The sequence below is a fragment of the Variovorax sp. GW821-FHT09B05 genome, from assembly GCF_059418265.1.
The window spans coordinates 146,412-172,203 of the sequence record NZ_JBWKPN010000015.1; the positions used below are offsets into that span (position 1 = coordinate 146,412).

The 25,792-nt window shown below is 70.0% G+C and carries 23 protein-coding genes; 15 read left to right on the forward strand and 8 right to left on the reverse strand.

The features are described 5' to 3' along the window. The first annotated feature begins 166 nt into the window (after positions 1 to 166). The 4 genes from AC07RM_RS31545 (at position 167) to AC07RM_RS31560 (ending at position 3,933) form a co-directional block, all read left to right on the forward strand. The gene (locus AC07RM_RS31545) at positions 167 to 1,441 is read left to right on the forward strand and encodes a Glu/Leu/Phe/Val family dehydrogenase (RefSeq protein ID WP_296787372.1); all 1,275 of its coding nucleotides are present in this window, start codon (positions 167 to 169) and stop codon (positions 1,439 to 1,441) included. A 36-nt stretch (positions 1,442 to 1,477) separates the two neighbouring features. Beyond that, positions 1,478 to 2,131 (forward strand): nucleoside/nucleotide kinase family protein, encoded by a 654-nt coding sequence (locus tag AC07RM_RS31550; RefSeq protein WP_495337001.1) that lies wholly within the window; start codon positions 1,478 to 1,480, stop codon positions 2,129 to 2,131. A gap of 112 nt (positions 2,132 to 2,243) precedes the next feature. Next, positions 2,244 to 2,921 carry a DUF2242 domain-containing protein gene (locus tag AC07RM_RS31555; protein WP_296796248.1) on the forward strand — a complete coding sequence of 226 codons (678 nt, stop codon included), beginning with the start codon at positions 2,244 to 2,246 and terminating at the stop codon, positions 2,919 to 2,921. Positions 2,922 to 2,925: 4 nt separating this feature from the next. Then, complete coding sequence (locus AC07RM_RS31560) at positions 2,926 to 3,933, forward strand: FUSC family protein (protein WP_495337002.1); 1,008 nt, start codon at positions 2,926 to 2,928, stop codon at positions 3,931 to 3,933. Here AC07RM_RS31560 and rocF read toward each other — a convergent pair. Genes rocF through AC07RM_RS31580 form a run of 4 tightly spaced genes read right to left on the reverse strand, consistent with a single transcriptional unit; the run spans position 3,930 to position 7,855 of the window. Next, the gene (gene rocF / locus AC07RM_RS31565) at positions 3,930 to 4,841 is read right to left on the reverse strand and encodes an arginase (protein WP_057594021.1); all 912 of its coding nucleotides are present in this window, start codon (positions 4,839 to 4,841) and stop codon (positions 3,930 to 3,932) included. The two genes, AC07RM_RS31560 and rocF, sit on opposite strands and share 4 nt — an antisense overlap. Positions 4,842 to 4,851: 10 nt before the next feature. Next, entirely contained in the window at positions 4,852 to 5,802 is a 951-nt protein-coding gene (locus AC07RM_RS31570; protein ID WP_495337003.1) for a sterol desaturase family protein, read from the reverse strand. After that, entirely contained in the window at positions 5,799 to 7,184 is a 1,386-nt protein-coding gene (locus tag AC07RM_RS31575) for a sensor histidine kinase (protein WP_495337004.1), read from the reverse strand. Before AC07RM_RS31575 ends, AC07RM_RS31570 begins: the two co-directional genes overlap by 4 nt. Further along, a complete protein-coding gene (locus AC07RM_RS31580) occupies positions 7,181 to 7,855 on the reverse strand; it encodes a response regulator transcription factor (RefSeq protein WP_093354422.1) in 675 nt (224 codons plus the stop codon). Before AC07RM_RS31580 ends, AC07RM_RS31575 begins: the two co-directional genes overlap by 4 nt. 172 nt (positions 7,856 to 8,027) lie before the next feature. Here AC07RM_RS31580 and AC07RM_RS31585 point away from each other — a divergent pair, with 172 nt between their 5' ends. After that, positions 8,028 to 8,414, forward strand: coding sequence for a hypothetical protein (locus AC07RM_RS31585; RefSeq protein WP_495337005.1), 387 nt, complete (start codon positions 8,028 to 8,030; stop codon positions 8,412 to 8,414). A gap of 13 nt (positions 8,415 to 8,427) precedes the next feature. On the opposite strand, the gene AC07RM_RS31590 is transcribed toward AC07RM_RS31585, so the two are convergent. Then, on the reverse strand, positions 8,428 to 10,485 hold the full coding sequence (locus tag AC07RM_RS31590) for a prolyl oligopeptidase family serine peptidase (RefSeq protein WP_495337006.1): 2,058 nt from the start codon (positions 10,483 to 10,485) through the stop codon (positions 8,428 to 8,430). A gap of 208 nt (positions 10,486 to 10,693) precedes the next feature. Between AC07RM_RS31590 and AC07RM_RS31595 the strand changes: the two genes are divergently transcribed. The 5 genes from AC07RM_RS31595 to AC07RM_RS31615 all read left to right on the forward strand — a co-directional run bounded on the left by AC07RM_RS31595 (position 10,694) and on the right by AC07RM_RS31615 (position 15,222). Beyond that, the gene (locus tag AC07RM_RS31595) at positions 10,694 to 12,394 is read left to right on the forward strand and encodes a WS/DGAT/MGAT family O-acyltransferase (RefSeq protein ID WP_495337007.1); all 1,701 of its coding nucleotides are present in this window, start codon (positions 10,694 to 10,696) and stop codon (positions 12,392 to 12,394) included. 134 nt (positions 12,395 to 12,528) lie between these two features. Further along, positions 12,529 to 13,086, forward strand: a complete 558-nt coding sequence (locus tag AC07RM_RS31600) for a hypothetical protein (protein WP_296787393.1) — start codon at positions 12,529 to 12,531, stop codon at positions 13,084 to 13,086. 74 nt (positions 13,087 to 13,160) lie between these two features. Beyond that, the gene (locus AC07RM_RS31605) at positions 13,161 to 13,685 is read left to right on the forward strand and encodes a phasin family protein (protein WP_495337009.1); all 525 of its coding nucleotides are present in this window, start codon (positions 13,161 to 13,163) and stop codon (positions 13,683 to 13,685) included. A gap of 30 nt (positions 13,686 to 13,715) precedes the next feature. Then, positions 13,716 to 14,351, forward strand: coding sequence for a TetR/AcrR family transcriptional regulator (locus AC07RM_RS31610; protein WP_057594029.1), 636 nt, complete (start codon positions 13,716 to 13,718; stop codon positions 14,349 to 14,351). A 97-nt stretch (positions 14,352 to 14,448) separates the two neighbouring features. Then, on the forward strand, positions 14,449 to 15,222 hold the full coding sequence (locus AC07RM_RS31615) for an esterase/lipase family protein (RefSeq protein ID WP_490876573.1): 774 nt from the start codon (positions 14,449 to 14,451) through the stop codon (positions 15,220 to 15,222). Positions 15,223 to 15,240: 18 nt separating this feature from the next. Here AC07RM_RS31615 and AC07RM_RS31620 read toward each other — a convergent pair whose 3' ends face one another. Then, positions 15,241 to 16,005, reverse strand: a complete 765-nt coding sequence (locus AC07RM_RS31620) for a winged helix-turn-helix domain-containing protein (RefSeq protein ID WP_495337010.1) — start codon at positions 16,003 to 16,005, stop codon at positions 15,241 to 15,243. Between the two features lie 150 nt (positions 16,006 to 16,155). Beyond that, the gene (locus AC07RM_RS31625; protein WP_495322707.1) at positions 16,156 to 19,371 is read right to left on the reverse strand and encodes a bifunctional cytochrome P450/NADPH--P450 reductase; all 3,216 of its coding nucleotides are present in this window, start codon (positions 19,369 to 19,371) and stop codon (positions 16,156 to 16,158) included. Positions 19,372 to 19,748: 377 nt separating this feature from the next. Here AC07RM_RS31625 and AC07RM_RS31630 point away from each other — a divergent pair, with 377 nt between their 5' ends. From AC07RM_RS31630 to AC07RM_RS31650, 5 genes are all read left to right on the forward strand, one after another. Next, positions 19,749 to 20,717, forward strand: coding sequence for a TRAP transporter substrate-binding protein (locus AC07RM_RS31630; RefSeq protein ID WP_208511590.1), 969 nt, complete (start codon positions 19,749 to 19,751; stop codon positions 20,715 to 20,717). A 2-nt stretch (positions 20,718 to 20,719) separates the two neighbouring features. Next, entirely contained in the window at positions 20,720 to 21,253 is a 534-nt protein-coding gene (locus AC07RM_RS31635) for a TRAP transporter small permease (RefSeq protein ID WP_398498545.1), read from the forward strand. A gap of 7 nt (positions 21,254 to 21,260) precedes the next feature. Continuing rightward, a complete protein-coding gene (locus tag AC07RM_RS31640) occupies positions 21,261 to 22,574 on the forward strand; it encodes a TRAP transporter large permease (RefSeq protein ID WP_495337011.1) in 1,314 nt (437 codons plus the stop codon). Between the two features lie 318 nt (positions 22,575 to 22,892). Continuing rightward, on the forward strand, positions 22,893 to 24,518 hold the full coding sequence (locus AC07RM_RS31645) for a PA0049 C-terminal domain-containing protein (RefSeq protein ID WP_431510596.1): 1,626 nt from the start codon (positions 22,893 to 22,895) through the stop codon (positions 24,516 to 24,518). A 47-nt stretch (positions 24,519 to 24,565) separates the two neighbouring features. Next, positions 24,566 to 24,763, forward strand: a complete 198-nt coding sequence (locus AC07RM_RS31650) for a hypothetical protein (RefSeq protein WP_057594440.1) — start codon at positions 24,566 to 24,568, stop codon at positions 24,761 to 24,763. Between the two features lie 46 nt (positions 24,764 to 24,809). On the opposite strand, the gene AC07RM_RS31655 is transcribed toward AC07RM_RS31650, so the two are convergent. After that, on the reverse strand, positions 24,810 to 25,502 hold the full coding sequence (locus AC07RM_RS31655) for a GntR family transcriptional regulator (RefSeq protein ID WP_208513607.1): 693 nt from the start codon (positions 25,500 to 25,502) through the stop codon (positions 24,810 to 24,812). Positions 25,503 to 25,792: the final 290 nt, after the last annotated feature.

Genomic DNA, 25,792 nt, shown 5'->3' on the forward strand with positions numbered 1-25,792 from the left:
GATAACCCGTCGATGACGATTTCGTCATCTGCCGCGCCGCCGCAAAAAACCGCGCGGGGGGCGTCAAGCGACTCTTGCATAACCGCCTGTCGCGGCATGCATAAGCCATGGCGCGGCGCGCGAGACGGGACTATCGTTCGCCCATCATTCCAACCAAGGGACTCTCATGAGCGAAAAACTCTCCTTCGTCACGCCGACGGCCAACAGCCCCTGGGGCACGTACCTGTCGCAGGTCGATCGCGTGGTGCCCTACCTGGGCCCGCTCGCGCGCTGGGTCGAAACCCTCAAGCGCCCCAAGCGCGCGCTGATCGTCGACGTGCCGATCGAGATGGACGACGGCACCATCGCCCACTTCGAGGGCTACCGCGTGCAGCACAACATGAGCCGCGGCCCGGGCAAGGGCGGCGTGCGCTTCCACCCCGACGTCACGCTCGAGGAAGTGATGGCCCTGTCGGCCTGGATGACCATCAAGACGGCCGCCGTCAACCTGCCGTACGGCGGCGCCAAGGGCGGCATCCGCGTCGACCCGAAGAAGCTCTCGCTGCAGGAGCTCGAGAAGGTCACGCGCCGCTACACCAGCGAGATCGGCATCATCATCGGCCCGCACACCGACATCCCCGCGCCCGACGTCAACACCAACGCCCAGATCATGGCGTGGATGATGGACACCTACTCGATGAACGTCGGCGGCACCGCCACCGGCGTCGTCACCGGCAAGCCGCTGCACCTGGGCGGCTCGCTGGGCCGCGTCAAGGCCACCGGCCGCGGCGTGTTCGTCACCGGCCGCGAAGCCGCGCGCCGCCTCGGCCTCGACCTGCGCGGCGCGCGCATCGCGGTGCAGGGCTTCGGCAACGTGGGCTCGGTCGCGGCCGAGCTGTTCGCCGAAGCGGGCGCCAAGATCGTCGCGGTGCAGGACCACACCGGCACCATCGTCAACGACAAGGGGCTCGACCTCGCGAAGCTGGTGCCGATCTCGCGCACCGACGGCGTGGTCGGCTTCAAGGCCGGCGGCGACATCGTGCCGAACGAGGACTTCTGGGACATCGCCTGCGACATCCTGATCCCCGCCGCGCTCGAAGGCCAGCTCACGGCCGACCGCGCGAAGAAGACCACCGCCAAGCTGGTGCTCGAAGGCGCCAACGGCCCCACCGTGCCGCAGGCCGACGACATCCTCGCCGAGCGCGGCGTGCTGGTGGTGCCCGACGTGATCTGCAATGCCGGCGGCGTGACCGTCAGCTACTTCGAATGGGTGCAGGACTTCTCGTCCTTCTTCTGGGACGAGGACGAGATCAACGTGCGCCTCGACCGCATCATGATGAACGCCCTCAACCAGATCTGGGACACGGCCGACAAGCACAAGATCACGCTGCGCACCGCGACCTACGCGGTGGCTTGCGAGCGGATCCTGATGGCGCGGCAGGAGCGCGGTCTGTACCCCTGATGTTTTTTTGACGGCGCGCGCGGCTACGCTCGGGGGATGAGTACTTCCCCCTTGCCGCCTTCCCCCTCGCTTCCCGCCGACAGCCTCGCGCGTCTGCGGGTCCTCACGGCCAGCGGCCAGCGCAAGCTGCTCGGCCTGGTCGGCGCCCCCGGCGCCGGCAAGTCCACGCTCGCGGCGCTGCTGCGCGACGCGCTCGGCGCCGAGCGCGCGCAGGTGGTGCCGATGGACGGCTTCCACCTCGCCAACGTCGAGCTGCAACGGCTCGGCCGCGCCGACCGCAAGGGCGCGCCCGACACCTTCGACAGCGCCGGCTATGTAGCGCTGCTGCAGCGGCTGCGCGCGCAGCGGCCCGGCGGCGACATCGTCTATGCGCCCGAGTTCCGGCGCGAGATCGAGGAGCCGGTGGCGGGCGCGATCGCGGTGCTGCCGGAAACGCAGCTCGTGATCACCGAGGGCAACTATCTGCTGCACGACACCGGGCCCTGGGCCGGCGCGCCCGCGCTGCTCGACGAGGTCTGGTACGTGGACATCGACGACGCGCTGCGCGAGGCGCGGCTGGTGCGCCGGCACGAGCAGTTCGGCCGCAGCGCCGAGGCGGCGCGCGCGTGGGTGGCGCAGACCGATGCGCCGAACGCGCGGCTGATCGCGGCCACGCGCGCGCGGGCGCACCACGTCGTCGTGCTTTCCTGACCGGCGCCTGATCCGGGAGATCGCCGAGGGAACGCGCGGCCCTCATCGCGCTCGAAGGCAGGCCGGCCGTCCGCCGGTTAGCATCCGCCACGCCATGCCGACCCTGCCTCCGATGCCCCTTCGCTCCCGCTCCTTCGTCCTCCTGCCGGTGCTGCTGTCGGCACTGGTGCTCGCGGGCTGCGGCAGCAGCGCGCGTCGCGTCGCCTACGACACCGAGGAGTTCGACTCCACCACCACCCACACGCGCAGCTACGAGGCCACCGAGGCCCAGACCTGCGAGGCCGCGCGCCGCGCGCTGCTGAGCCAGGGCTACATGGTCACGGCCGCCAATGCCGACCTGGTGACCGGCCGCAAGAGCTTCCAGCCGGCGGCCGAGGTGCACGTCGAGGTCGAGTTCCGCGTGGTCTGCGCGGCCGAGGGCGGCCGGGGCGGCAAGGGCGCCAGGCCGAAGAGCACGGTGGCCTTCGCGACCGCGCTGCAGGACCGCTACGGCCTCAAGAAGGTCAACAACTCGGCGAGCCTGGGCGTGGGCGCCTTCGGCTCGCTGTCGCTGCCGCTGACGGGCAGCGACGACGCGATGGTCAAGGTGGCGAGCCAGACGCTGACCGACGAGCGCTTCTACGACCGCTTCTTCGCGCTGCTCGACCGCTTCCTCGAAGGGCAGGAGCCGGGCGCGGAAGAGCCCGAGGACCTGCCCGAACCCGCGCCGCCGGCACCCGCCGCCACCCCGGCCCCGTCCCCGGCCCCGGCCACCACCTTCCCGGTGCCGACCTCGCCCAACCGCGGCTGACGGCATGGCCACCCTCCCGTTCGCGGACCGGCTGGCCTTCCTGCGCGAGCCCGGCCGTTGGCGCGCGGGCGCGCAGCTCGCGGCGGCGGTCGCCATCGCCTGGGGCGTGTCGCACCTGATCGGGCTGCCCGAGAGCTTCTGGGCCGTGATGAGCGTGCTGATCGTGATGCGGCCGAGTGCCGGCTCCACGCTCGAGGCCGGCTGGGACCGCGTGCGCGGCACCTTCGCGGGCGCGCTGGCCGGGCTTGCGGGCGTGTGGCTCGCGCACCATGGCGTGCCGATGCAGGCCGACGCGCTCGCGATCGTGCTGCTGCTGGCCTTCGTCGGCGCCGCCGTGCCGGGCCTGCGCAGCGCGCCGGTCGCGGCGCTGATCATCCTCTCGGCCGGCAGCCTGCCGGGCCATTCGGCGCTGCAGGTGGCGCTGCTGCGCATGGCGCAGATGGGCATCGGCGTGGGCGTGGCGCTTGCGATGGCGCTGGTGACGGCCGAGTACCGGGCCGGCGCGCGCTTCGACGCGGGCTGCGCGGCGCTGCTGCGCGGCATGGCGAAGCGGTTGCTGGCGCTGGCCGCGGGCGATGCGACTGAGGGCGACGGCGAGCGCGCCCGCGCCGCGCTCGCGCGGCTCACGGTGCTGGCGGGCGGTGCCGACCTCGAATCGCGCTGGCCCTGGCGCCACCGCACGGTCGGCGCGCCGAAGGACGCGCACCGGCAGCGCGCGCGCACCATGGCGCGGCTGATGCAGGACGTGGCGCTGCTCGGCCGCGCGATCGGGCAGCAGCCGCCGGCCTCTCACGACGAGACCGCGAAGGCCGCGCGCGCCTCGGCCGGCGCGCTCGCCGAGCTGGCGGACGCGCTCGAAGGCAAGGGCATGGCGCCCGATCTGTCGGTGCTCGAGCGGCTCGCGGCGCGCCATGCGTCGCGCGACGACGCGGCCCGGCCGCTGCTGGCGGCGCCGCTCGCGCTGTTGCTCGAGGACCTGCGCGCGCTGCAGGCCACGCGCGTTGCGGCCTAACGCACCAGCGTCGATTTCCCGAACAGGCTCTCGATCAGCTCCACCGCGATCTCGGCCGTCTGGTTGCGCACGTCGAGCGCGGGATTGAGCTCGACCACGTCGACCGAGCCGAGCCGGCCGGTGTCGGCGATCATCTCCATGCACAGCTGCATCTCGCGGTAGGTCGGTCCGCCGCGCACGCCGGTGCCCACGCCGGGCGCGATGTTGGGGTCGAGGCAGTCGAGGTCGAAGCTCACGTGCAGGTGGGTGTCCTCGTCCACGTCCTGCAGCGCCTCGGTCATGGTGGTGCGCATGCCGTGCTCGTCGATGTGGCGCATGTCGAACACGTTGAGGCCCAGCGTGCGGATGGCCTCCTTCTCGTCGGCATCGACGCTGCGGATGCCGATGAAGCGGATCGCCTCGGGCGGCAGCGCCGCGCGCTCGCCGCTCCAGCCGGTCAGCACCGCGGGCCCGTGGCCCAGCAGGCACGACACCGGCATGCCGTGCAGGTTGCCGCTGGGGCTGGTGGTCTCGGTGTTGACGTCGGAGTGCGCGTCGAGCCACAGCACGCGCAGCTTGCGGCCGCGCTTGCGCGCATGCCAGGCCACGGCGCTGATCGAGCCGATCGCCAGGCAGTGGTCGCCGCCCAGCATCAGCGGCACGTGGCCCGCGCCCAGCACCTCGTCGACCGCCGCGTACACGGCGCGGTTCCAGGCGATCACCTCGTCGAGATGGCGCAGCCCGTTGGCCGGCGGCGCCCAGGGCGTGGCCGGGCCCGCGAGGTTGCCGCGGTCGACCAGCGCGAAGCCCTGGCGCACCAGCGCCTCCGCCAGCCCCGCCACGCGCAGCGCGTCGGGGCCCATGCCCGCGCCGCGCACGCTGGCGCCGACGTCGGTGGGAGCGCCGATCAGTTCGAGGGTGAGGTTCATGCGTGGGCCTTCATGTCCTGCCGATCCGGTCCCCGGCATCCGGGGGGCTAGCCGGACCATTGTGCCGAGGAACCGGTGACAGGCCCATGATCCGCCGCGTGCCCGACGCGGTGAAGGGCTGCGCCAGCTGCGCCAGGAAGCCGGCCGCGATCTCGCCGTCGATGCCGATGTCCGCCGGCGGCCGCCGCGCCGGGCGGTACCAGGTGCCGAACAGCAGGTCCCACAGCACCAGGTTCTCGCCGTAGTTGCGGTTGCCCTCGGCCGGCGAGCGAGAGTGGTGCCAGCGGTGCAGCGCCGGCGTGCTGAAGACGCGGTCGAGCCAGCCGGTGCGCAGCTCGATGTTGCAGTGGGTCAGCAGGCCGGTGACGGCCGTCACCGCGCCCACCCACAGGAACACCGCGAGCGGCGCGCCCAGCAGGTACAGCGGCAGTTGCCCGAGCAGGGCCTTGAAGGCGCTGTCGACCACGTGGAAGCGGCCGGTGTTCGCCACCCACAGCCGACGCACGCCGTGATGCAGCGCATGGAAGCGCCACAGCGGCGGCCATTCGTGCGCGCCGCGGTGCGCGATGTAGAGGCCCAGTTCCACCACCGCGAGCGCGAGCACCACCTGCGCGGCCAGCGGCCAGTGCAGGGGCCAGGTCGTGGCATGCGCCGAGGGCCGCAGCGCCATCGCGCCGGCCAGCGGCAGGCTCGCCGCGAGCGCGGCCACGACCTGGGCCGTGCCCTTGGTCAGCAGCGTGTGGGCCAGGTCGCAGGGCGTCTGGCCGTCGTCCGCGAGCCAGCGCGGCTCGTGCGGCAGCCAGCGCTCGAGCAGCGCGATCGCCAGCGCGAGCGAGAGGTAGGCCACGTTGAACCAGGCCAGCGGTGCCGTGCTCGCGAAGGCCGCCGCCGCGGCCAGCAGGCCCGCGGCGTAGAGCGCCGGCCAGAGCAGCCACGGCAGCCAGCGGCGCGCGGCCTTCATGCCGGCGCCTCGCCGCTTCGCCCGGGGCGCAGCCGCAGGCGGAACAGCGCGCCGCCGCCCGGCGCGTCGTGCACCGTGACCTCGCCGCCATGCAGGCGCGCGATCTCCTGCACCAGGCTCAGGCCGAGCCCGGCGCCGGGCCCGGTCGCATGCCCGCGGTGGAAGGGCTTGAAGATCTGTTCGCGCAGCGCGGCCGGGATGCCGGGGCCGTCGTCGATGACCTCGATGTCGCTCGGCGGCATCACCCGCACCGTCACGGCCCCGATGCCGCCCGCGTGCTCGATCGCGTTGCGCACCAGGTTGGCCAGCGCGCGCGCGATCGCGTCGCGGTCGCCCTCGATCTCCACGTGCGTGGCCAGCGGCTCGAACGAGACCTCGTAGCCCGCGGCAAGCGCCAGCGGCGCCATCTCGGCCACCACCTCGCGCGCCATCGCCACCAGGTCGACGCGCTGGCGTCCCGTGCCCTGGGCCTTCATGCGCTGCAGGTCGAGCAGCTGTCCCGCCAGCACCGACAGCCGCGCGGCATCGGCCAGCAGCCGGGTGCGTTCGGCGCCCTCGGCCAGGTTCTCGATGCGCGTGTGGAGGATCGCGATCGGCGTGCGCAGCTCGTGCGCCGCGTCGGCCAGGAAGCGCTCCTGCCGCGCATGGCCGTCGTCCAGCCGCTGCAGGGCGTCGTTGAAGGCGCCCACCAGCGTCGCCACTTCGGCCGGCACCTCGGCCAGCGGCAGGCGCACGCCGCGCTGCTCGGCATCGATCTGGCCGGCGCGCGCCACGATGGCGTGCAGGCCCGAGAGCGTGCGCCGCACCACCACGTGGCTGGCCAGCAGCGTGGCCGCCACGGTGATCGCCAGGATCGGCAGCACCACCTCGAGCAGCACCAGCAGCAGCGACAGGCCGAGGTTGCGCCAGGTGATCGGGCTGTCGGCGCCGGTGAGGATCTGCACCGGGCCGGCGGCGGAGTCGACCCAGCGCATGCGCGCCGACTGCCGCGGCGGATCGCCCATGTTCCAGCCCAGCCGGGCCTGCCCCACGCCGTCGAGCGTGGCGCCGATGTCGGCGAATTCGTCCGGGATGCGGCCCTCGACCAGCCGGCCGCCCTGGCGATCGCGCACCGAGAACCACAGCGGCGGCTGCGCCTCGCGCAGCGCGGCGAGCCTCGGCGTCGCGCGCATCGCGAGGCGGCCATCGGCCCCGCGCATCACCGCCTCCTGCAATATCTCGACGGTGTTCTCGGGCGAGCTGAAGTTGATCAGGTGCCCGGTGGCCACCAGGGCACCGATCACCAGCAGCTGGATCGCCGCCTGCAGCAGCACCAGCCGGCGGACCAGGCGGCGCTTCAGTGAGGAGGGCGAGGAGGGCGCTGCGTTCGTCGCTGTGCTCATGGCACGGCCCGCAGCAGGTAGCCCACGCCGCGGATGCCGCAGATCTCGACGCCAGCGCCGGTGTCCGCGAGCTTCCGGCGCAGCCGCGAGACGTGGGTGTCCAGCGCGTTCGACTGGATCTCGACGTCGAAGCCGAACACCGCGCGTTCCAGCGCCTCGCGCAGCACGGTGCGGCCGCTGCGGCGCATCAGCAGCTCCAGCGCCAGCAGTTCGCGCCGCGGCAGCTCCATGCGATGCCCCGCCACGCTGGCTTCGCGGTGCGCGAGGTCGAAGCACAGCCGCGCGACCTGCAGCAGCTCCTGCCGGGTCTCGGCCGGGCGCCGCAGCAGCGCGCGCAGCCGCGCCAGCAGCTCCTCGACCGCGAAGGGCTTGCCCAGGTAGTCGTCGGCGCCCGCGTCGAGGCCGCGCACGCGCTCGTCGAGCGCATCGCGCGCCGTGAGCATCAGCACCGGCACGGGATCGCCGGCGGCGCGCAGCCGCGCCACCAGCGCGAGGCCGTCGCCGTCGGGCAGCCGGCGGTCGAGCACCAGCGCGTCGTAGGGCGTGGCCTCGACATGGCGCGCGCCGTCGGCCAGCGTCGCGGCATGGTCGACCAGGATGCCGCGCCGGTGCAGCGCGGTGAGCAGCACCGAGGCCATTTCGGGTTCGTCTTCCAGCAGCAGGATGCGCACGCGCGTGTTCCTTTCAGGGCGGCGCCGGAGCTCCGGCGTGCCGCACTGTAGGGAGGCTGGATTGCGCGAGTGTTGCGTGCGCGCGCCCCGCGCGACGCAATGCTGGCTCCATGTTGGCGGCCGATGCTGGCGTCAGGCCCGCGGTCGCGGGTCATCTGCCAAGGAGCACCGCATGCATGTCCTTCATGTCCAGACCACCCTGCTGCCGGAGGCGATCGTCCTGGCGCTGTCGCTGATGCTCGCGTCGGTCGCGGCGGCCGAGGTGGTGTCGGGTTTCGACGCGCCGCCGTCCGTCTACGACCCCTGCCACGATGGCCGCTACAGCCAGGGCCGCGCGATGAGCTGCGGCGAGCTGTTGCGCCAGCTCGACCGCGAGGAAGCGTTGCGCCGCTCCGAGCACTGGCGCAGCGATCCCTGCCGGGATGGCCGCTACGGCACGGGCCGGCCGATGACCTGTGCCGAGCTGCGCGAGCGGCTGGACCGCCGCGAGCGGCGCCTGCCCCCGTGGCGCGACGAACGGCCCTACGGCCTGGGCGAGCCGCTGCGCGACAGCGGCTGACGCGCGCCGCCGCTCAGGCGATGTGGTCCCACAGGTAGGCGTAGCCCAGCGCGTCCATGAAGGCGGACTGCTTGTTGTCCGAGGCCGCGCTGTGGCCGCCCTCGAGGTTTTCGTAGAAGGCCGTGTCGTGGCCCTGCGCGGCCAGCTTCGCATGCATCTTGCGCGCATGCACCGGGCCCACGCGGTCGTCGCGCGTCGAGGTGGTGAACAGCGAGGGAGGGTACTTGGCGTCGGGCTTCGCGTTCTCGTAAGGCGAGAAGTGGCGGATCCATTCCCACTCCTCGGGCACTTCGGGGTCGCCGTACTCGGCGATCCACGAGGCGCCGGCCGACAGCTGCGTGTAGCGGCGCATGTCGAGCAGCGCCACCTCGCTCACGATCGCGCCGTAAAGCGCCGGATGGCGCGTGAGCATGTTGCCCATCAGCAGGCCGCCGTTGCTGCCGCCCATGGCGCCCAGGTGCGCGGGCGAGGTGATGCCGCGCGCGATCAGGTCCTCGGACACGGCCGCGAAGTCCTCGCTGCTGCGCAGGCGGTTCTGCTGCAGCGCAGCCTGGTGCCAGCGCGGGCCGTACTCGCCGCCGCCGCGGATGTTGGCCACCACGTACACGCCGCCCTGCTCGAGCCAGGCGCGGCCGATGCCACCGCTGTAGCTGGGCGTGAGCGAGATCTCGAAGCCGCCGTAGGCGTACTGCAGGGTCGGGTTGCGGCCGTTGGCCACCAGGTCCCTGGGCGCGATCTCGAAGTAGGGCACGCGCGTGCCGTCCCGCGAGCGCGCGAAGTGCTGGCTGACCGTGTAGCGCGAGGCATCGAAGAAGCCCGGGCTGTGCTTGAGCGGCTCGGCCTCGCCCTGGCCCAGGGTGCCGATGTAGAGCGTGGTCGGCTGCAGGAAGCCGCTCACGGTGAGGAAGTAGTCGTCGCTCTCGTCCTCGTCGATGGCGCCGGCCGCGATGGTCGACAGCGCGGGCGCGCCGCCCAGGCTCTCGCGTTGCCACGGGCCCTTGCCGTCGGCCGGCGGCGTGAGCACCTCGATGCGGTTCACCACGTCGTGCATCGCGTTCACGATCAGGTGATGGCGCGTCCATGAATGGCTGTCGAGCGCGCTGGTGTCGGTGGGCTCGAACAGCAAGGTGAGTTCGCGCGCGCCGGCCATGTAGTCGTCGAAGTTCGCGGCCAGCAGCGAGCCGGCCTTGTAGCTCGCGCCGCCCACCTCCCAGTCGCTGCGCGGCTCGATCAGCAGCCATTCGCGCGTGATGTCGGTCACCGCGTCGTCGGGCACCTCGATCTTGGCGAGCGTGCCGTCGGCCGCGCGCACCCAGGTCTCGCTGTCGTAGAAGTCGATGGCGCGCGAGACGAAGTCGCGTTCGAAGCCCGGCGTGGCATCGCGCCAGCCCGAGGCCGAGAGGTCCTCGGTGTCGGCCTCGTAGACCGTGACGGCCTCCGCCAGCGGCGTGCCGCGCTTCCACTCCTTCACGATGCGCGGATAGCTCGAGGTGGTCATCGAGCCCGGGCCGAAGTCGGTCGCCACGTAGAGGTGGTCGATGTCCTTCCAGGCCACCGTGTTCTTGGCCTCGGGCAGCGCGAAGCCACCCTCGACGAAGGCCTTGCGCACCGGGTCGAACTCGCGCACCACGTCGGCATCGGCGCCGCCGCGCGAGAGCGAGACCAGGCAGCGGCCATAGCCGGGGTAGAGCCAGTCGGCGCCGTGCCAGACCCAGTTCTCGCCCTCGGCCGCGGCCAGCGCGTCGAGGTCGAGCACCGTCTCCCAGGCCGGCTGCGGCTTGCGGTATTCGGCGAGCGTGGTGCGCCGCCACAGGCCCTTGGGATGGGCCTTGTCGCGCCAGAAGTTGTAGAACAGCTCGCCGGCCTTGTAGACCATCGGGATGCGGTCGTCGGAGTCGAGCACCTCGAGCAGCCCCTGCTCGATCTGCTTGAAGCGCGCCGACTGCGCGTGGCGCTGCACCGTCTCGGCGTTGCGGGCCTTGGCCCAGTCGAGGGACTGCGTGCCGTCGATGTCCTCGAGCCAGAGGAAGGGGTCTTGGTCTTGCGCTTGCGGGCGGGGGGAGGATGTCATGGGCACAGTGTACGAACGCACCGTGAAGGCCCCGGGTCGGATGGACCTTTCGCATTACCCGCGGCCGGTCCCAGAACATCGCTCGGGGCAAACCCGGGTGCGCTCCCCGGTGGAAACACTGAAGGGCGCGGCCCCCCGGCGCAGCGGCCGCACGGTATCCTGCCGAAGCCGAATGCGACGGCATTCCCCGACCTAGGAGACACAACACATGAAACACCTGAGCGGTCTCGATGCCACCTTCCTGCATCTGGAAACACCGGAGATGCCGATGCACGTGGGCTCGCTCAACGTGCTCGACCTGCCCAAGGGCTACAAGGGCGACTTCTACGAGGACGCCAAGCAGTTCATGGCCAGCCGCATCCACCTGGCCGACGTGTTCACGCGCAAGCTCGCGCTGATGCCCTTCGACATGACGAACCCGGTGTGGGTGGAGGACGACGACATCGACCTCGACTACCACGTGCGCCACATCTCGCTGCCGCGGCCCGGCACCAACCGGCAGTTGCAGCAGTACGTCGCGCGGCTGCATTCCTCGCTGATCGACCGCAGCCGGCCGATGTGGGAGTTCTACATCATCGACGGCTTGAAGAGCGGCCAGGTCGCGCTCTACACCAAGGTGCACCACGCGGGCATCGACGGCCAGGCCGGCGTGGAAGTGGGCAAGGCCATCTTCGACCTCGAGGCCACGGGCCGCGTGGTGAAGCCGCCGCGCTCGCGCCCGCGCAACAGCGGCTACCAGCTCGGCATGGCCGAACTCGCGAGCGCCGCGCTGCGCAACACGGCGCAGCAGTACGTCAAGCTGTTCAAGATGGCGCCGGCCATCGTGCGCGCCATCAGCGGGCTGGCCAAGCCCGACGAGAAGGCGGCCGAGAAGCTCACGACCACGGCGCCGAAGAAGTTCAACCTGTTCGCGCCGCGCACCTCGCTCAACGTCTCGATCACCAACCAGCGCACCTTCGCGGGCCGCACCATCTCGCTGGCCGAGACCAAGTACATCGCCAAGCACTTCGGCGTGTCGCTCAACGACGTGGTGATGGCCACCGTGGCCGGCGCGCTGCGCCACTACCTGGCCGACAACAACGAGCTGCCGGCCAAGCCGCTGGTGGCGGGCGTGCCGGTGAGCCTGCGCGAGGCCGGCGACGACACGGCCAACAACCAGGCCAGCATGATCCTCGTGAGCCTGGCCACGGACATCACCGATCCGCTGCAGCGGCTCAAGGCCATCAACGCCTCGTCGACCTCCTCGAAGTCGACCATGAACCGCTTCAAGGCCGTGATCCTCGACGACTTCCCGACCTTCGCCGCGCCCTGGCTGGTGTCGGGCATCGCCTCGATGGTGGGCCGCTCGGGCCTGGTCAACATGCTGCCGCCGGCCGCCAACGTGGCGATCTCGAACGTGGCGGGCGCGCCGTTCCCGATGTACTTCGCGGGCGCACTGGTCACCTGCTACTACCCGGTGTCGATCGCGAGCCACGGCACCGCGCTCAACGTCACGGTGCAGAGCTACAACGGCCGCATGGACTACGGCCTGATCGCCTGCCGCCGCGCCGTGCCCGACATCACCGAGATCGGCGACTACCTGCTGGCCGAGCACAAGCTGCTGATGGAGCTGACGCAGAAGCATCCGTCGGTGGCCGGTGCGCCGGCGCCGAAGCCCGCGGCCGTCGTCGAGGCGCCCGCCGACGCGGAGCCTGCGGCCAAGGCTGCCGCGAAGAAGGCGCCGGCGCGCAAGGCCGCGGCGAAGAAGACGCCGGCACCGGCGGCCAGGAAGGCGCCCGCGAAGAAGGCAGCGATCAAGACGGCTGCGAAGACCCCCGCCAGGGCCGCCCCGAAGCCCGCCGCCAAGACCCCTGCCCGAAAGGCCCCCGCGCGCAAGAGCGCCCCACGCGCCGCGGCCGCCGCCGCTTGAGGACCCGCCCGGGGCCGGAAAATTGGGGCAGTTGGACTAGTTTTCCGACGCTTCTAGTTTTCCAGGCCTAGGCCCTTGGGAAGAAGATCACCCCATCGCGAATCCCGCGACCGATCAACTTCCAGGAACAACCCATGTCCACCTCGCAAACCTCCATCGCTTCCGCCGCCGTCCACGTCATCGGCCAGTACAACGACGCCGGCAAGACCCTGGTCGGTGCCTACCGCACCGGCGTGCAGCGCCTGCTCGACGGCGCCGCCTCGCGCTACAGCGACTTCCTCGGCCAGCGCGAGCTGCCGCTGGTGAACGACAAGATCAAGGCCAACCTGATCGGCGCGCAAGCCAAGGTCAACGGCTTCCTGGCCAACCGCCTCGAGATCGACACCGGCCGCATCGTCTCGGTGATGGACCGTGTCGCCACCGGCACCACCAGCGGCATCGAATCGGTTGCCAACCGCGTGGCCCAGGTCGAGTCGCCGGTCGCCACCTCGGTGATCAACGCGCTGTCGGCCGTGAACCAGCCCTTCGCGACCGTGTCGGTGCAGATCGCCGACCGCATCGCCGCCGGTGCCAAGCAGATCGAAGTCCGCGTCGCGGGCAGCGAGGAAGCCAAGCCCGTGCGTACCGTGAAGGCCAAGGCCGCCGCGGTCAAGAAGCCGGTTCGCCGCGCTGCCGCCCGCAAGGCGGCCTGAGTTCCGCAGGCGCCTTCGGGCGCCTTTTTCTTTTGCGGTACCTTCGAAGGTACCGAGTTCCCCTGGAGTGATGCATGGCGACCCGCCGCGATGAACCCGCAGAACTGAAGAAGAAGGCGACGCCCGCGAAGAAGACCGCCGGCGCCAGGACCGCAGCGAAGAAGGCCGCGGCGCCGCGCAAGCGCAGCGCCGCCAAGGCCAAGGCAGGCACGGCAGGCACGGCAGGCACGGGCACCAAGCCCGCGTCATCCGGCGAAGGCCTGCTGCGCGCCGGCCTCAAGGCGCTCGACACCGTGCGCAACGACGTCGCCAAGCGGCAGGCCAGCGTCACCAACGTGATCGAGGGCCTGCTGGGCATCGGCGGCAAGGGCGGCGAGGAAGCGAGCGGCGCCAAGGCCGTGCTGACGCGCGGCTTCCCGGGCCTCGACAGCTTCGGCATCCGCAAGTTCGAGGACGTGTTCGACCAGCGCGTGGCCACCGCGCTGCAGCGCCTGGGCATGCCCACGGCCGAGGAGGTGCAGGCGCTGCAGTCGCAGATCGCGGCGCTCGCCGAGCGGCTCGACCGCCTCGAGCAGGCCGCGCGCGGCGGCAAGCGCTGATCGATCCCCGCACGACCCGCAGAACCGCCAGTGGCCGGCTCCAACACCACGCGCGACCGCATCCTGCTGACCAGCCTCGCGCTGTTCAACGCGCAGGGGCTCGCGGCGGTGTCCACCCACAAGATCGCGGCCGAGCTCGGCATGAGCCCGGGCAACCTGCACTACCACTTCAAGGCCAAGCAGCTGATCGTGGAGTGGCTGTTCCGGCGCTTCGAGCAGCGGCTCGAATCGCTCAACGGCTCCTCGGCCGGCATCGCGGCCATCGACGACCTGTGGCTCGCGCTGCACCTGCGCTTCGAGGCGATCAACGAGTACCGCTTCATCTACCGCGACATGGCCTTCCTCGCGAGCGAGTACCCGGTGCTGGGCCAGCGCGCGCAGGCCCTGACCGCGCAGAACCTGCTGGCGGCCCAGTCGCTGTGCGAAGGGCTGGTGGCCTCGGGCGTGATCGAAACGAGTGCCGAGCAGGCGCGCATCCTGGCGCTGCAGATGGTGTTCACCACCACCTGCTGGCTGTCGTTCGAACGGCTGGTGCCGGGCCGCGACGCGCTGGCGCAGGCCGATCCGGGATTGGCGGCTTTTTACACGCTGACCCTGGTTTCTCCTTATGTTTCGGGCGAATCGAGGGCTTACCTCGATTACCTGAGGGCCAAATACCTCGGATAACAGACGACACCGTCCGACGGGGGGCCTCGCGGCGGAACCCCAGACTGGCAACGAAGAACCAACAGAAGCGCAGAGACACGCAAGAAAGGACCCGCTCATGACCACCGCCACCCGTGAACACATCTCGCCGCCTTCGCGCCTGCTGCTGCTGGCCGAAGGCCGCGCGCTCTGGGAAACCGGCGCGGGCCTCGCCATGTGGCCGCTGCTGCAGCTCACGCCGCGCGGCGACGGCCATCCGGTGCTGGTGCTGCCGGGCCTGGTGGCCGGCGATGCCTCCACGCTGGTGCTGCGCCGCTATCTCGCGAGCCGCGGCTACGACGCGCACGGCTGGGGCCTGGGCCGCAACTTCGGTCCGCGCGAAGGCGTGGAGGACGGCATGGTCGAGTTGCTGCACAAGCTGCACGACGACAGCGGCCAGAAGGTCAGCCTGGTCGGCTGGAGCCTGGGCGGCGTGTATGCGCGGCTGCTGGCGTCGGCCCATCCCGGTGTGGTGCGCAGCGTGGTCACGCTGGGCAGCCCGTTCTCGGGCAGCCCGCGCGCCACCAATGCCTGGCGCGTCTACGAAGGCGTGAGCGGCCAGAGCTCGCACGACCCGCGCCGCATGAAGTTCGTGCAGCCCACGCCCTCGGTGCCCACCACCTCGATCTTCAGCCGCACCGACGGCGTCGTGGCCTGGCGCTGCAGCATCGAGAAGACCGGGCCGAAGTCCGAGAACATCGAGGTCATCGCGAGCCACCTGGGCCTGGGTGCGCACCCCGCGGTGCTCTATGCGCTGGCCGACCGGCTGTCGCAGCCCGAGGGCGGCTGGAAGCCCTTCAACCGCGGCCTGCTGGGGCCGCTGGTCTATCCGGATCCCGATCGTCGGAACTGAGGTCCGCCGCCGGAGCCTTCAGGCCTCGGCGTAGCCGGCCGGCTCGCAGGCGAACTCGGCCTGCGAGCGCACTTCCTGCAGCATGTAGCCGCGCCCGTAGGCGGCGCGCAGCACCAGCCCGCCATCCTCCTGCAGCGCGAGCTTCTTGCGCACGCTCGCTGCCGCGATGTTGAGCGCGCGGGCGCCCTCGTGCGGCGGCCGCTTCCACAGCGCGATCCAGAGGAATTCGCGCGTCAGCAACTGGCCGAGATGGCGGAACAGCATCAGCGCGAGGTCGAACTCGCGCGGATCGAGGCGCACCTCGCGCTCGCGCCGCAGCACCAGCCGTTCGTGCGCGAGCAGGCGGTAGTCGCCGCAGACCAGCTCCTGCGCTTCGGCGCTCGGCCGCGCCGGCGTGCGTGAGCGCGACAGCAGGGCGCGCAGGCGCCATTCGAGTTCGTGGTCGGCCAGCGGCAGCGGCGCGAAGTCGACCAGGCCGTGGCCATGGCACAGCGCCTCGACCGCGGGCGGCGTGCGCCAGGCCGAGTCCTCGGCGAGCAGCAGCATCGGCATGCGCTGCAGCCGGCAGGCGGCCGAGAGGTCGGCCCAGGCCGTTTCGTGTTCGGGATGGAGCAGCAGCAGGTCGAAGCGCCAACCGCCCTGCAGCGCCTTCAGCAGGCCGGTGGCGCCGTGGAACGGCATCGCGCCGTAGCCGCGCCGCGCCATGCGCTGCGCGAGCGCCGCACCCCGGACGGCATCGCCGTCCACCACCGCCGCGCGCAGCGGTTCGTCTGCCCTGAGCATTCGCCATGCCTCCCGGTTGTTGATCGGATCGCGGATCCCGTGGATCTCGCGAGAGGCCGATCTTCGACGGGAGGGTCTAGGCGTGAAAAACCAGAACCGGCGGAAAGTTAGTCCAACTGCTCCAACTTTTTTCGCGCGGCGAGAGGCGCTTCAGCTGCCGGCCCAGACGTCGAGCACGTAGCGCTGGTCCGCGATCATCCGGTCCATCCAGGCGGCGCTGTCCTGGCCGTGCTCGCGCGCGATGTCGGACAGCGCGCGCCGCACGTCGGGCTCCATGCGCGAGCCGTCGCCGCAGACGTAGACCACGGCACCGGCTTCGAGCAGCGCCCACACCTGCGCCGCCTGTTCGCGGATCAGGTCCTGCACGTAGACTTTGCGCTCGCCCGCGCGCGAGAAGGCGGTGTGCAGCTTCATCAGGCCGCGGTGCGACCAGGCTTTCAGCTCCTCGGCGTAGATGAAGTCCTGCTCGGGATGGCGGCAGCCGAAGAACAGCAGCGCCTCGCCGAGCGCGGTGCCGGCCTCGGCCTGTGCCGCGCGCTCCTGCAGGAAGCCGCGGAACGGCGCCAGCCCGGTGCCCGGGCCGATCATGATCAGCGGGCGCTGCGCGTCCTCGGGCAGGCGGAAGCCCTCGGCCGTGGTCTCGCGCACCACGCCGTGCACCGTATCGCCGGCCTCGGCGCGCGCTAGGAAGTTGGAGCACACGCCCTCGAAGGTGCCGAGGCCCGACTTGGCCGGGCCGCTGACCACGCCCACCGTCACGCTGCACTTGCCGGGCGTCATCGTGGGCGAGGAGGAGATCGAGTAGTAGCGCGGCGACAGCGGCGACAGCATCTCGAGGAACACGGCGAACGGCACCTGGCAGGCGCGGTGCTCCTCGAGCAGGTCGAGCAGCGACTTGCGCTTGTGCAGCACCTCGGCCTTGTAGGCGGCCTGCGAGGCCTCGTCGCTGCCCGACAGCGCCACCAGCTTCGGCTTGGTGAACGGGCATTCGGTGTAGGCCGCGAGCGTGGCGATCTGCTTGCGCGTGGCCACGTCCTGCAGCTCGACGTAGTCGCCCAGCAGGCGGTCGACCGCGATCACCTGCTCGACCGGCAGCGCCGGCTTGCGGCCCGCGATCGCATGCAGCCGCACGTGGGCCGTGCGGTCGAAGCCGAAGCGCGCCATCGCGCGCTCGACCTGCTTCGGGCTGTTGCGCGGCACCACGCTCAGGTGGTCGCCGGCGCGGTAGACCAGCCCCTCGGGCAGCATCAGCTCGACGTGGCGCGTGGAGCGGCCGGCCTCGCCGCCGGCGTGCTGCAGCTCGCGGTTCTCGATCACGCGCAGCGCCACCGCGCCCAGCGCGTCGACGATGGCGTTGTTCTGCGGCGGCGGCAGCTCCTCGAGCGTGTAGAGCGGCTCGCTCTGCGCGGGCGTGTCGGCACCGGTCTTGATGTCGAAGGCCTTCACCAGCTCGGGCCACAGCGCGTCGCTCCAGTCCTGGAAGGCGCCGTCCATGTCCTCGCGCGCATCGCCCTCGCCGCGCGGATGCACGCGCGTGGCGCCCAGCGCCTCGAGCCGCTCGTCGATGCGCCGCGGCACCGCCTGGTAGGTGGCGGCCCAGTCGGTGTTGCCGCAGCCGAACACGCTGAAGCGCACGCCGTTGAGCGCGTCGTCGGCCTTGTCGAGCCAGCGGTGGAACTCGGCCGCGTTGTCGGGCGCCACGCCGTTGTACGAGGCGCAGACGATGGCCACCGCGCCGTTGGCCGGCAGCCGCTCGGCGTAGTCGTCGAGCGAAGCCAGCTGGGTCGAGAAGCCGCGCGCCTCGCCGGCCTCGGCGAGCTGGCGCGCCAGGTCCTCGGCGGTGCCGAGGTTGGAGCCCTGCAGCACCAGCAGCGAGGTGCCGTGGCGCGCGGCCTGCGGCTTGCGCGCCGCCGGTTGCACGGGCTGCACCGGCGCGGCCGCCGCGTCGTTGATGTTGCCGCGCGGGCGCGTCGCCGGGTCGCGCAGCAGCGCCTTGATCCTGAAGCCCTCGGGCTTGATGGTCAGCGCTTCCTTGATCTTGAGCTTGTAGCCGGTGTGGTCCACCAGGGTGAAGCGCTGCAGGATCATGCCCAAGGTCAGCACCGCCTCCTGCAGCGCGAACTGGCGCCCGATGCAGGCGCGCTGGCCGTTGCCGAAGGGCTTGAAGGCGTTGACCGGGCGCTCGCGCTCGGCCTCGCGGCTGAAGTTGTCGGGATCGAACTGGTCGGCGTTCTCGCCCCAGATGCCCTTGTCGCGATGCAGCGCCAGCGCATGCATGATGACCATGTTGTTCTTCTTGATCGTGTACTGGCCGCCGATCTGGGTGTCTTCCTTCGCGCGCATCGAGATCGCGGGCGCGGTCGGGAACATGCGCAGCGACTCCTTGAGCACCTGCATCACGTACTGCAGCCGGTTGACCTGCGCGTAGGTGGGCTTGAGCGAGGTGTCGGGCCCGAACACGTTGTCGACCTCGGCCTGCGCCTTGGCCAGCGCCTCGGGGTTCTTCAGCAGGAAGTAGATGGCGAACGAGAGCAGGCCGCTGGTGGTCTCGTGGCCCGCGATGAGGAATTCGATGCACTCGTCGCGGATCATCTTGTCGGTGAGCTGCTCGCCGCTCTTCTTGTCCACGCCCGCGATCATGTAGCTCAGCAGGTCGGGCTTGGTCGCGATGTCGGCACCGCTCGCGCGCCGCTCCTCGATGATGTCCTCCACCATCTTGTGCATGTAGCGGATGTCCTTGCGCTGCTGCGCCAGCTCCTTCTTGAGCATCAGCTCCTCGAGCGGCAGGCCGCGCCGGTTCTGCACCGTCTCGAGCGTGCGCACCATCGCGTCGACGAAGGGATGGAAGCCCTCGCGGTAGAAGGAGTTGAAGCGGTAGCCGAAGCCGCACAGGCCGATGGTGTCGAGCGTGAGCGCGGTCATGTCGCGCACCACGTCGACCTCCTCGTCGAAGTTCAGCCGCTCCCACTTGGTCACGAGCTGCCCCGCGATGTCCAGCATCATGGGGTGGTAGGCCTGCATCGCTCGCTGGCTGAAGTTGGCCAAGAGGATGTTGTGCGGCTTCGACCAGGTCTCCTCGTGGGTGTCGGAGGTGAACAGGCCGTGCGAGGCGGCGCGCAGCCGGCGCAGCGCGCCGCGCGTGCTCTTGTCGAAGCGCGCCTCCTCGCAGAGTTCGTCGACCAGCGCGGGCGACGACACCACGATCACCGGCATGCCCGGCATGTCCAGCCAGTAGATGCCGCCGAGCTCCTGGGCGATCTTCCACATGTCCAGCACCGGGGAGTCGGAGCCGATCGACAGCAGGTTGCCCACGAAGGGCTTCTTGGCGGGATGGGGGATCGGGTGGAGCGAGTTCTTGCCTGCCATGGTCTGGATGTTGTGCTTCTGCGGGAGACGGCCGCGGGGCGCGCCGAGGGGGAACGACCACTGGAGTATCGAAGCGGCTCCCCCGGCGGCAGGACGGGGTTTCCCTTAGCAAATGTCAGGGCGCAGGCTGGCGCCGGCCGCGGCATGGCGAGGCAAGTAACCCGCACGTATTCGGGTTTTCATCACGCCTCATTGTTGGGCATACGCACGAGAATTGTTCAACAATAAATTCAAAAGGCCAGAAACCGATGTCGAAGTTGTTCATTTATTTGGCATGGGCCTTGCATTGTGGGGAGCAGGCCGGGGGACTGGCCTGGACCCGCCGTTTCGCCTTCCGCCCATCACCGGTCACGTCACTTTCTCGAGGAGTCCCGTTCATGTTCCGTCCATCCTTCGCCGCTCTCGCGCTCTCCTGCCTCGCCGCCTCCGCGCTGGCCCAGACCAAGTGGGACCTGCCCACGGCCTACCCGGCCAACAACTACCACACCGAGAACATCGCCCTGTTCGCCAAGGACGTGGAGGCCGCCACCGGCGGCAAGCTCAAGATCACCGTGCATGCGAACGCCTCGCTGTTCAAGGCGCCCGAGATCAAGCGCGCGGTGCAGAGCAGCCAGGCGCAGGCCGGCGAGATCCTGCTGGCCAACTTCGCCAACGAGAACCCGATCTACGCGCTCGACGGCGTGCCCTTCCTGGCCACCACCTACCCCGAGGCGAAGAAGCTCTACGACGCTTCCAAGCCCGCGATGGAGAAGCTGCTCGCCGCGCAAGGCATCAAGGTGCTGTTCGTGGTGCCGTGGGCGCCGCAGGGCATCTACTCGAAGAAGGAAGTCGCCTCGGTGGCCGACCTGCGCGGCATCAAGTGGCGTGCCTACAGCCCCGCCACCGCCAAGATCGCCGAGCTGATCGGCGCGCAGCCGGTGCAGATCCAGCAGGCCGAGCTCAGTGCGGCCATGGCCACCGGCGTGATCGAGAGCTACATGAGCTCCGCCTCCACCGGCTACGACACCAAGACCTACGAGAGCCTGAAGAACTTCTACGACACCAAGGCCTGGATCCCGAAGAACGCGATCCTCGTCAACGCCAAGTCCTTCGACGCGCTCGATGCCACCACCAAGGCCGCCGTCACCAAGGCCGCGGCCGATGCGGAAGCCCGCGGCTGGAAGGTCGCGATCGAGAAGAACGACGAGTACAAGCGCCTGCTGGCCGAGCGCGGCATGAAGATCCACCAGCCCTCGGCCAAGCTCGACACCGACATGCGCCAGGTCGGCGGCATCATGCAGGCCGACTGGCTCAAGGCCGCCGGTGCCGACGGCGCCGCGATCGTCGACGCCTACAAGAAGAACTGATCGTGCGCCGCTTCCTCGATCGCCTGTACGACGGTGCAGGCGCCCTCGGTGCGTTTTGCGTGTTCCTGATCTTCGTGCTGATGATCGTGGCCGGCGTGGGCCGGCAGATGAACTGGCACGTGAGCGGGCTCAACGACGTGGTGGCGTGGCTGTGCGCGGCTGCGGCTTTCTTCGCGATGGCCCATGCGTTTCGCCACGGCGACTTCGTGCGCGTCACGCTGCTGCTCGAGGCCGTGCCCGAGAAGATGCGCCGCGCGCTCGACGTCACCTGCCTGCTGATCGCGGCGGTGTCGGTGGCCTACCTCACCTACTGGGCCACGAGCTTCACTTACGAGAGCTACGAGTTCGCCGAGATGGCCACGGGCCTGGTCGTGATCCCGATCTGGATTCCGCAATCGACCTTCGCCATCGGCTGCTGGCTGCTTCTGATCGCCATGGTCGACGAACTGGTCGGCGTGCTGCGCGGCCACAAACCCAGCTACCAGCGCGCGGTCGAGGAACGACACGCCGCCGGCGATTTTTCTTCCGAAGTCTGAGCCTCCCATGATCGAAACACTCCTCATCGGCGCGCTGCTGCTCGTCATCATGGTGGTGCTGCTCACGGGCGGCGTCTGGATCGCGATGACGCTGGCCATCGTCGGCTGGATCGGCCAGGCCTTCTTCACCAACACGCTGCCCGGCAAGAACCTGTTCTCGGCCTTCTGGGAGTCGAACGCCTCCTGGGAGCTGGCGGCCTTGCCGCTGTTCATCTGGATGGGCGAGATCCTGTTCCGCACCAAGCTCAGCGAGCAGATGTTCGACGGCCTGCGGCCCTGGCTCAACAACGTGCCGGGCCGGCTGATGCACACCACCATCCTCGGCTGCGGCGTGTTCGGCTCGGTCTCGGGCTCCTCGGCCGCGACCTGCGCCACCATCGCCAAGGTCGCGCTGCCCGAGCTCAAGCGCCGCGGCTACAACGAGAAGCTCGCCATCGGCTCGCTCGCCACGGCCGGCACGCTCGGCATCCTGATCCCGCCCTCGATCACCATGGTGGTCTACGCGGTCGCGGCCGACGTCTCGATCATCCGCATCTTCCTGGCCGGCTTCCTGCCGGGCTTCCTGCTGATGCTGCTGTTCTCGGGCTACATCGGCTGGTGGAGCCTGCGCAATCCCGACAAGGTGCCGCCGGCCGATCCGCCGACCACCTTCATCGAGAAGATCCGGCTCTCGGGCAACCTGATCCCCTGCGCGCTGCTGATCGTGTTCATCGTCTGGGTGCTGGTCGCGGGCTGGGCCACGGCCACCGAATGCGCGGCCTTCGGCGTGCTCGGTTCGCTGGCCATCGCCGCCTGGGGCCGCAGCCTGACCTGGAAGAACTTCAGCGACGGGATCATGGGCGCCACGCGCACCAGCTGCATGATCATGTTCATCCTCGCGGGCGCGGCCTTCCTCACCAAGACCATGGCCTTCACGGGCATCCCGCGCGAGCTGGCCGAATGGGTCGACGGCATGCACCTGTCGCCCTATGCGCTGATCAGCGTGCTGGTGCTCGTCTACCTCGTGCTCGGCACGGCGCTCGACGGCATCTCGATGATCGTGCTGACCAGCGCGGTGGTGCTGCCGATGATCCAGAAAGCGGGCTTCGACCTCGTGTGGTTCGGCATCTTCGTCGTGCTGCTGGTCGAGATCGCCGAGGTCACGCCACCGGTTGGCTTCAACCTCTTCGTGCTGCAGAACATGACGGGCAAGGACAGCAACGTGATCGCCAAGGCGGCGATCCCGTTCTTCTTCTGTCTCGTGCTGTGCATCGCGCTGGTCACCTTGTTCCCGAGCATCGTGACGATCCTGCCCGACGTCTTCATGGGCGTGGAGCGGTAGCGCCGCTCCCACCCGCGCACACCGCGCCACCACCGATCGACGAACAACCGCCATGAGGCGGAGGGGTGCGCTCGCCCCTGGAGATCCAGAACGAGCAACACCAGAGGCCCAGGGAGTCTGTTTCCAGTGCCGCCCGCGGTCCGCGAGGACCGCAGGAAGCGGCGCGACCAGACCGGAGGGATTGCGAACGAAAAACCCACGACGTCCCCAGCGAGAAGCGATCAGGGAAGCCGCCGGCGTGCGCGTTGCACCGCGGCTTCCGACAACTCACAAGGAAATCGAAGCATGTTGAATCGTCAAAGAATGAAGCTTTCGGCCATGTCGGTCCTCGTCGCGGCAGTGGTTGCCGCCTGCGGTGGTGGTGGAGGAGGGGACAGCGTCGTCTCCATCGTTCCGCCCGGCACGGGCAATCCGCCCCCCAACACCATGGCCAAATGCAGCTGGGATGCCAGTGCCAAGCTCGCCTACGAAGAGCGCAGGCTCGCGACGCCGCTGCCCTACAGCACCGCCTCGGTGGTGGGCATCGACGAGCGGCCGCTGGCCGACCGCATCGTGAAGGACACGGGGTTCGACCAGTTCGCGCCGAACTTCTCGGCCAAGCTGTGCGGCAGCGATGGCCGCACCAGCGTCGCCGGCTACGACGCCGCGGTGACGCTCGTCAAGTCGGAGGGCGCGGCCCTGTGGCGCGCGGCCGTCGACCGGGTGCAGGGGCGTCGTGCTTCGCCCGCGGGCAGCCAGTTGCCCAACAGCGACGACCGGATGCTGTACTGGGCCCGCGTGCAGATGACCAAGGTGCTGCGCCAGTGGGCACCCGAGTTCGCGCTCTCGGATGCGCAGAAGGCCTCGCTGCAGTGGGAGTTCGAGCGCGCCTCGCGCGGCCAGTACGACATCGAACTGCCCGAAGGCAATGCGCCGAGCGGCGGCAAGTACCGCCGCATGATCGTGAGCGGCTTCGATACCTTCACGCTCGGCGCGCTGGGCACGCCCAACACCGGCCTGCGCAACGGCAACCCCTCGGGCGCCACCGCGCTCGAGATGGACGGCCGCGAGATCACGCTCGACGACGGCAGCGTGCTGCACGTGGAGAGCTACGTGCTGCCGGTGAGCTACGACCCGTTCCACGCGGGCATGCAGGAGGACACGCTGGGTCCGTGGTTCAAGGCCGGGCCGAAGCGCGTCGATGCCTCGATCACCATGAGCCAGGGCAGCGCCAACGTCTTCAACCTCGAGCAGTGGAACGCCCGCTACCACGGTCCCTCGGCGGGCAACGACGGCATCATCTATTGCCCGGTCGGCAACAGGCTGCCGAAGTACGTGCTGCCGATCGGCACCATCACCGTGCCGAACACCGCGCCGATCTCGATGCCGGGCTCGGGCTGCGACACCAACCCGCAGTCCCGCTGGCTGGGCTACGACGCCATCAGCGCCTGGCTCAAGGAAGCACCGCCGCAGTTCACCACCTCGTCGCTGCCGATCGCCGCGATGGTGACCGGCAAGACGGGCGCCGGCGTTGCGCGTCCGCCGGGTGCCACGAGCGAGGGCGCCGACGGCTTCGACGTGACCTGGCACACCAACTACGCGTACTTCGCGGACTGCGACAACGAGGCGGGTACCTCCGTGGCTTCGAACGGCGTGATGAACGCCATGCCCGACCCCTCGCTGGTGAAGGCCCCGCCGGCCACCGCCTGCGCGCAGTCCGGCGGCGGCGGCAACTACCTGTCGAACGAGAGCGCCTACCGCAACACGCTGCTGCGCGATACCTTCAAGCTCGACATCCCGGCGGGCCACATCCACGTGCCGGTGATGACGAACTTCTTCACCGCCGCCACCGGCGGGGTGCCCGACGACAACGCCATGACCGACGCCCGTTTCGAGGCCTACCGCACGGCGATCGTCGCGCAGACGAAGAAGCTGCTGGTGGTGATCGGCAACAACCTCAAGTGACGGGGCACGGCATTCGCTTATCTTCACGAACACACGAAAGCATCACCATGAAACTCAAGCTCACCCTCGCCGCCGCCTCGCTGCTGCTGGCCGGCCTCGCCATGGCGCAGCCCAGCGAGTACTACCTCTGGAAGAACAACAGCACGGGCAAGACCGTCTGCGAGCCCGACATGCCCGCCGACAAGTGGACCAAGCAATCGGGCCCCTACGAGGACCCGAACTGCAAGATCCGCCTGCCGGGCTGAGCTCGACAGAGCCGCGCCGCGCTTCGTGGCGCGGCGCGCGTCGGACCTAGACGCTCCAGCCCGAGTCGTTGATGTGCCGCGCGTACACCGCGAGCACGATGCGTTCGGAATGCACCAGGTAGTCGTTGAGCGCCGCGGCGGCGCGGGCGAATTCGCCGGCCTCCGCGAGCTCCAGGATGCTGGTGTTCATCTCGACGTAGGGCGCATGCAGGAACTCGGCGTCGCGCAGCAGGCCGAAGGCCAGTCGCAGTTCGGCCAGCACCGAACCGAAGAGCTGGTTGAGCCGCTCGCTGTCGGCGAGTTCGACCACGGCCATGTGGAAGGCCATGTTCGCCGTGCCTACGCCGAGCCAGTCGCCGCCGTCGCGGCAGGTCTTCGCGGTCTCGACCGCCTCGCGCATCTTCTTCTTCGCGGGATGGCGCGGGTAGGCCTGCGCGAGCGCCTGGCACTCGATCAGGCGGCGCACGCGGTAGATGTCGATGATCGACGCGATGCTCGGGATGACCACGAACACGCCGCGGTTCGGCGCGTGCTTCACGAGGCCGTCCTTGGCGAGCATGCGGAACACCTCGCGCAGCGTGTTGCGCGAGATGCCGAGGCTCTCGCTCAGCGACTGCTCGGACAGGCGTTCGCCGGGCATGAACTCGCCCTGCGTGATCTTCTGCCGCAAGGCTTCGGCCATGCGCTCGCTCAAGGCCTGGGCAGGGGGAGTCAGCGGTTCGGAAGCGGCGGAGGTCATGCGGATGGGGGATTTCAGGGGTGAGGGGTTGTAGCAGATTCCGTTCCTCGCGCCGCGGCGTCCGGTGCATGGAATCAGGGTTTGCCCCTGTGAGTCGGCATGCATATTGCTCAACTGATTGATTGAATTGTTCAACAATCAAATAAACTTCGTTCCAACAAAACGGCCAGATTCGAGTCGATCCCATGTTCTTCATGCGCCTTCCGAAGCCCTCCCTCCCGCGCCCGGCCCGGCGTGCCCTTCTGTCGGGCACCGCAGCGTGAGCGCCGCGCCGGGCCGCCCCCAGCAAG

Excerpts from the sequence above, each read along its gene's own strand:
- AC07RM_RS31545 (WP_296787372.1), top strand. The coding sequence starts at position 167 with ATGAGCGAAAAACTCTCCTTCGTCACGCCGACGGCCAACAGCCCCTGG.
- AC07RM_RS31550 (WP_495337001.1), top strand. The coding sequence starts at position 1,478 with ATGAGTACTTCCCCCTTGCCGCCTTCCCCCTCGCTTCCCGCCGACAGC.
- AC07RM_RS31555 (WP_296796248.1), top strand. The coding sequence starts at position 2,244 with ATGCCCCTTCGCTCCCGCTCCTTCGTCCTCCTGCCGGTGCTGCTGTCG.
- AC07RM_RS31560 (WP_495337002.1), top strand. The coding sequence starts at position 2,926 with ATGGCCACCCTCCCGTTCGCGGACCGGCTGGCCTTCCTGCGCGAGCCC.
- rocF (WP_057594021.1), bottom strand. The coding sequence starts at position 4,841 with ATGAACCTCACCCTCGAACTGATCGGCGCTCCCACCGACGTCGGCGCC.
- AC07RM_RS31570 (WP_495337003.1), bottom strand. The coding sequence starts at position 5,802 with ATGAAGGCCGCGCGCCGCTGGCTGCCGTGGCTGCTCTGGCCGGCGCTC.
- AC07RM_RS31575 (WP_495337004.1), bottom strand. The coding sequence starts at position 7,184 with ATGAGCACAGCGACGAACGCAGCGCCCTCCTCGCCCTCCTCACTGAAG.
- AC07RM_RS31585 (WP_495337005.1), top strand. The coding sequence starts at position 8,028 with ATGCATGTCCTTCATGTCCAGACCACCCTGCTGCCGGAGGCGATCGTC.
- AC07RM_RS31590 (WP_495337006.1), bottom strand. The coding sequence starts at position 10,485 with ATGACATCCTCCCCCCGCCCGCAAGCGCAAGACCAAGACCCCTTCCTC.
- AC07RM_RS31595 (WP_495337007.1), top strand. The coding sequence starts at position 10,694 with ATGAAACACCTGAGCGGTCTCGATGCCACCTTCCTGCATCTGGAAACA.
- AC07RM_RS31600 (WP_296787393.1), top strand. The coding sequence starts at position 12,529 with ATGTCCACCTCGCAAACCTCCATCGCTTCCGCCGCCGTCCACGTCATC.
- AC07RM_RS31605 (WP_495337009.1), top strand. The coding sequence starts at position 13,161 with ATGGCGACCCGCCGCGATGAACCCGCAGAACTGAAGAAGAAGGCGACG.
- AC07RM_RS31615 (WP_490876573.1), top strand. The coding sequence starts at position 14,449 with ATGACCACCGCCACCCGTGAACACATCTCGCCGCCTTCGCGCCTGCTG.
- AC07RM_RS31620 (WP_495337010.1), bottom strand. The coding sequence starts at position 16,005 with ATGCTCAGGGCAGACGAACCGCTGCGCGCGGCGGTGGTGGACGGCGAT.
- AC07RM_RS31625 (WP_495322707.1), bottom strand. The coding sequence starts at position 19,371 with ATGGCAGGCAAGAACTCGCTCCACCCGATCCCCCATCCCGCCAAGAAG.
- AC07RM_RS31630 (WP_208511590.1), top strand. The coding sequence starts at position 19,749 with ATGTTCCGTCCATCCTTCGCCGCTCTCGCGCTCTCCTGCCTCGCCGCC.
- AC07RM_RS31640 (WP_495337011.1), top strand. The coding sequence starts at position 21,261 with ATGATCGAAACACTCCTCATCGGCGCGCTGCTGCTCGTCATCATGGTG.
- AC07RM_RS31645 (WP_431510596.1), top strand. The coding sequence starts at position 22,893 with ATGTCGGTCCTCGTCGCGGCAGTGGTTGCCGCCTGCGGTGGTGGTGGA.
- AC07RM_RS31650 (WP_057594440.1), top strand. The coding sequence starts at position 24,566 with ATGAAACTCAAGCTCACCCTCGCCGCCGCCTCGCTGCTGCTGGCCGGC.
- AC07RM_RS31655 (WP_208513607.1), bottom strand. The coding sequence starts at position 25,502 with ATGACCTCCGCCGCTTCCGAACCGCTGACTCCCCCTGCCCAGGCCTTG.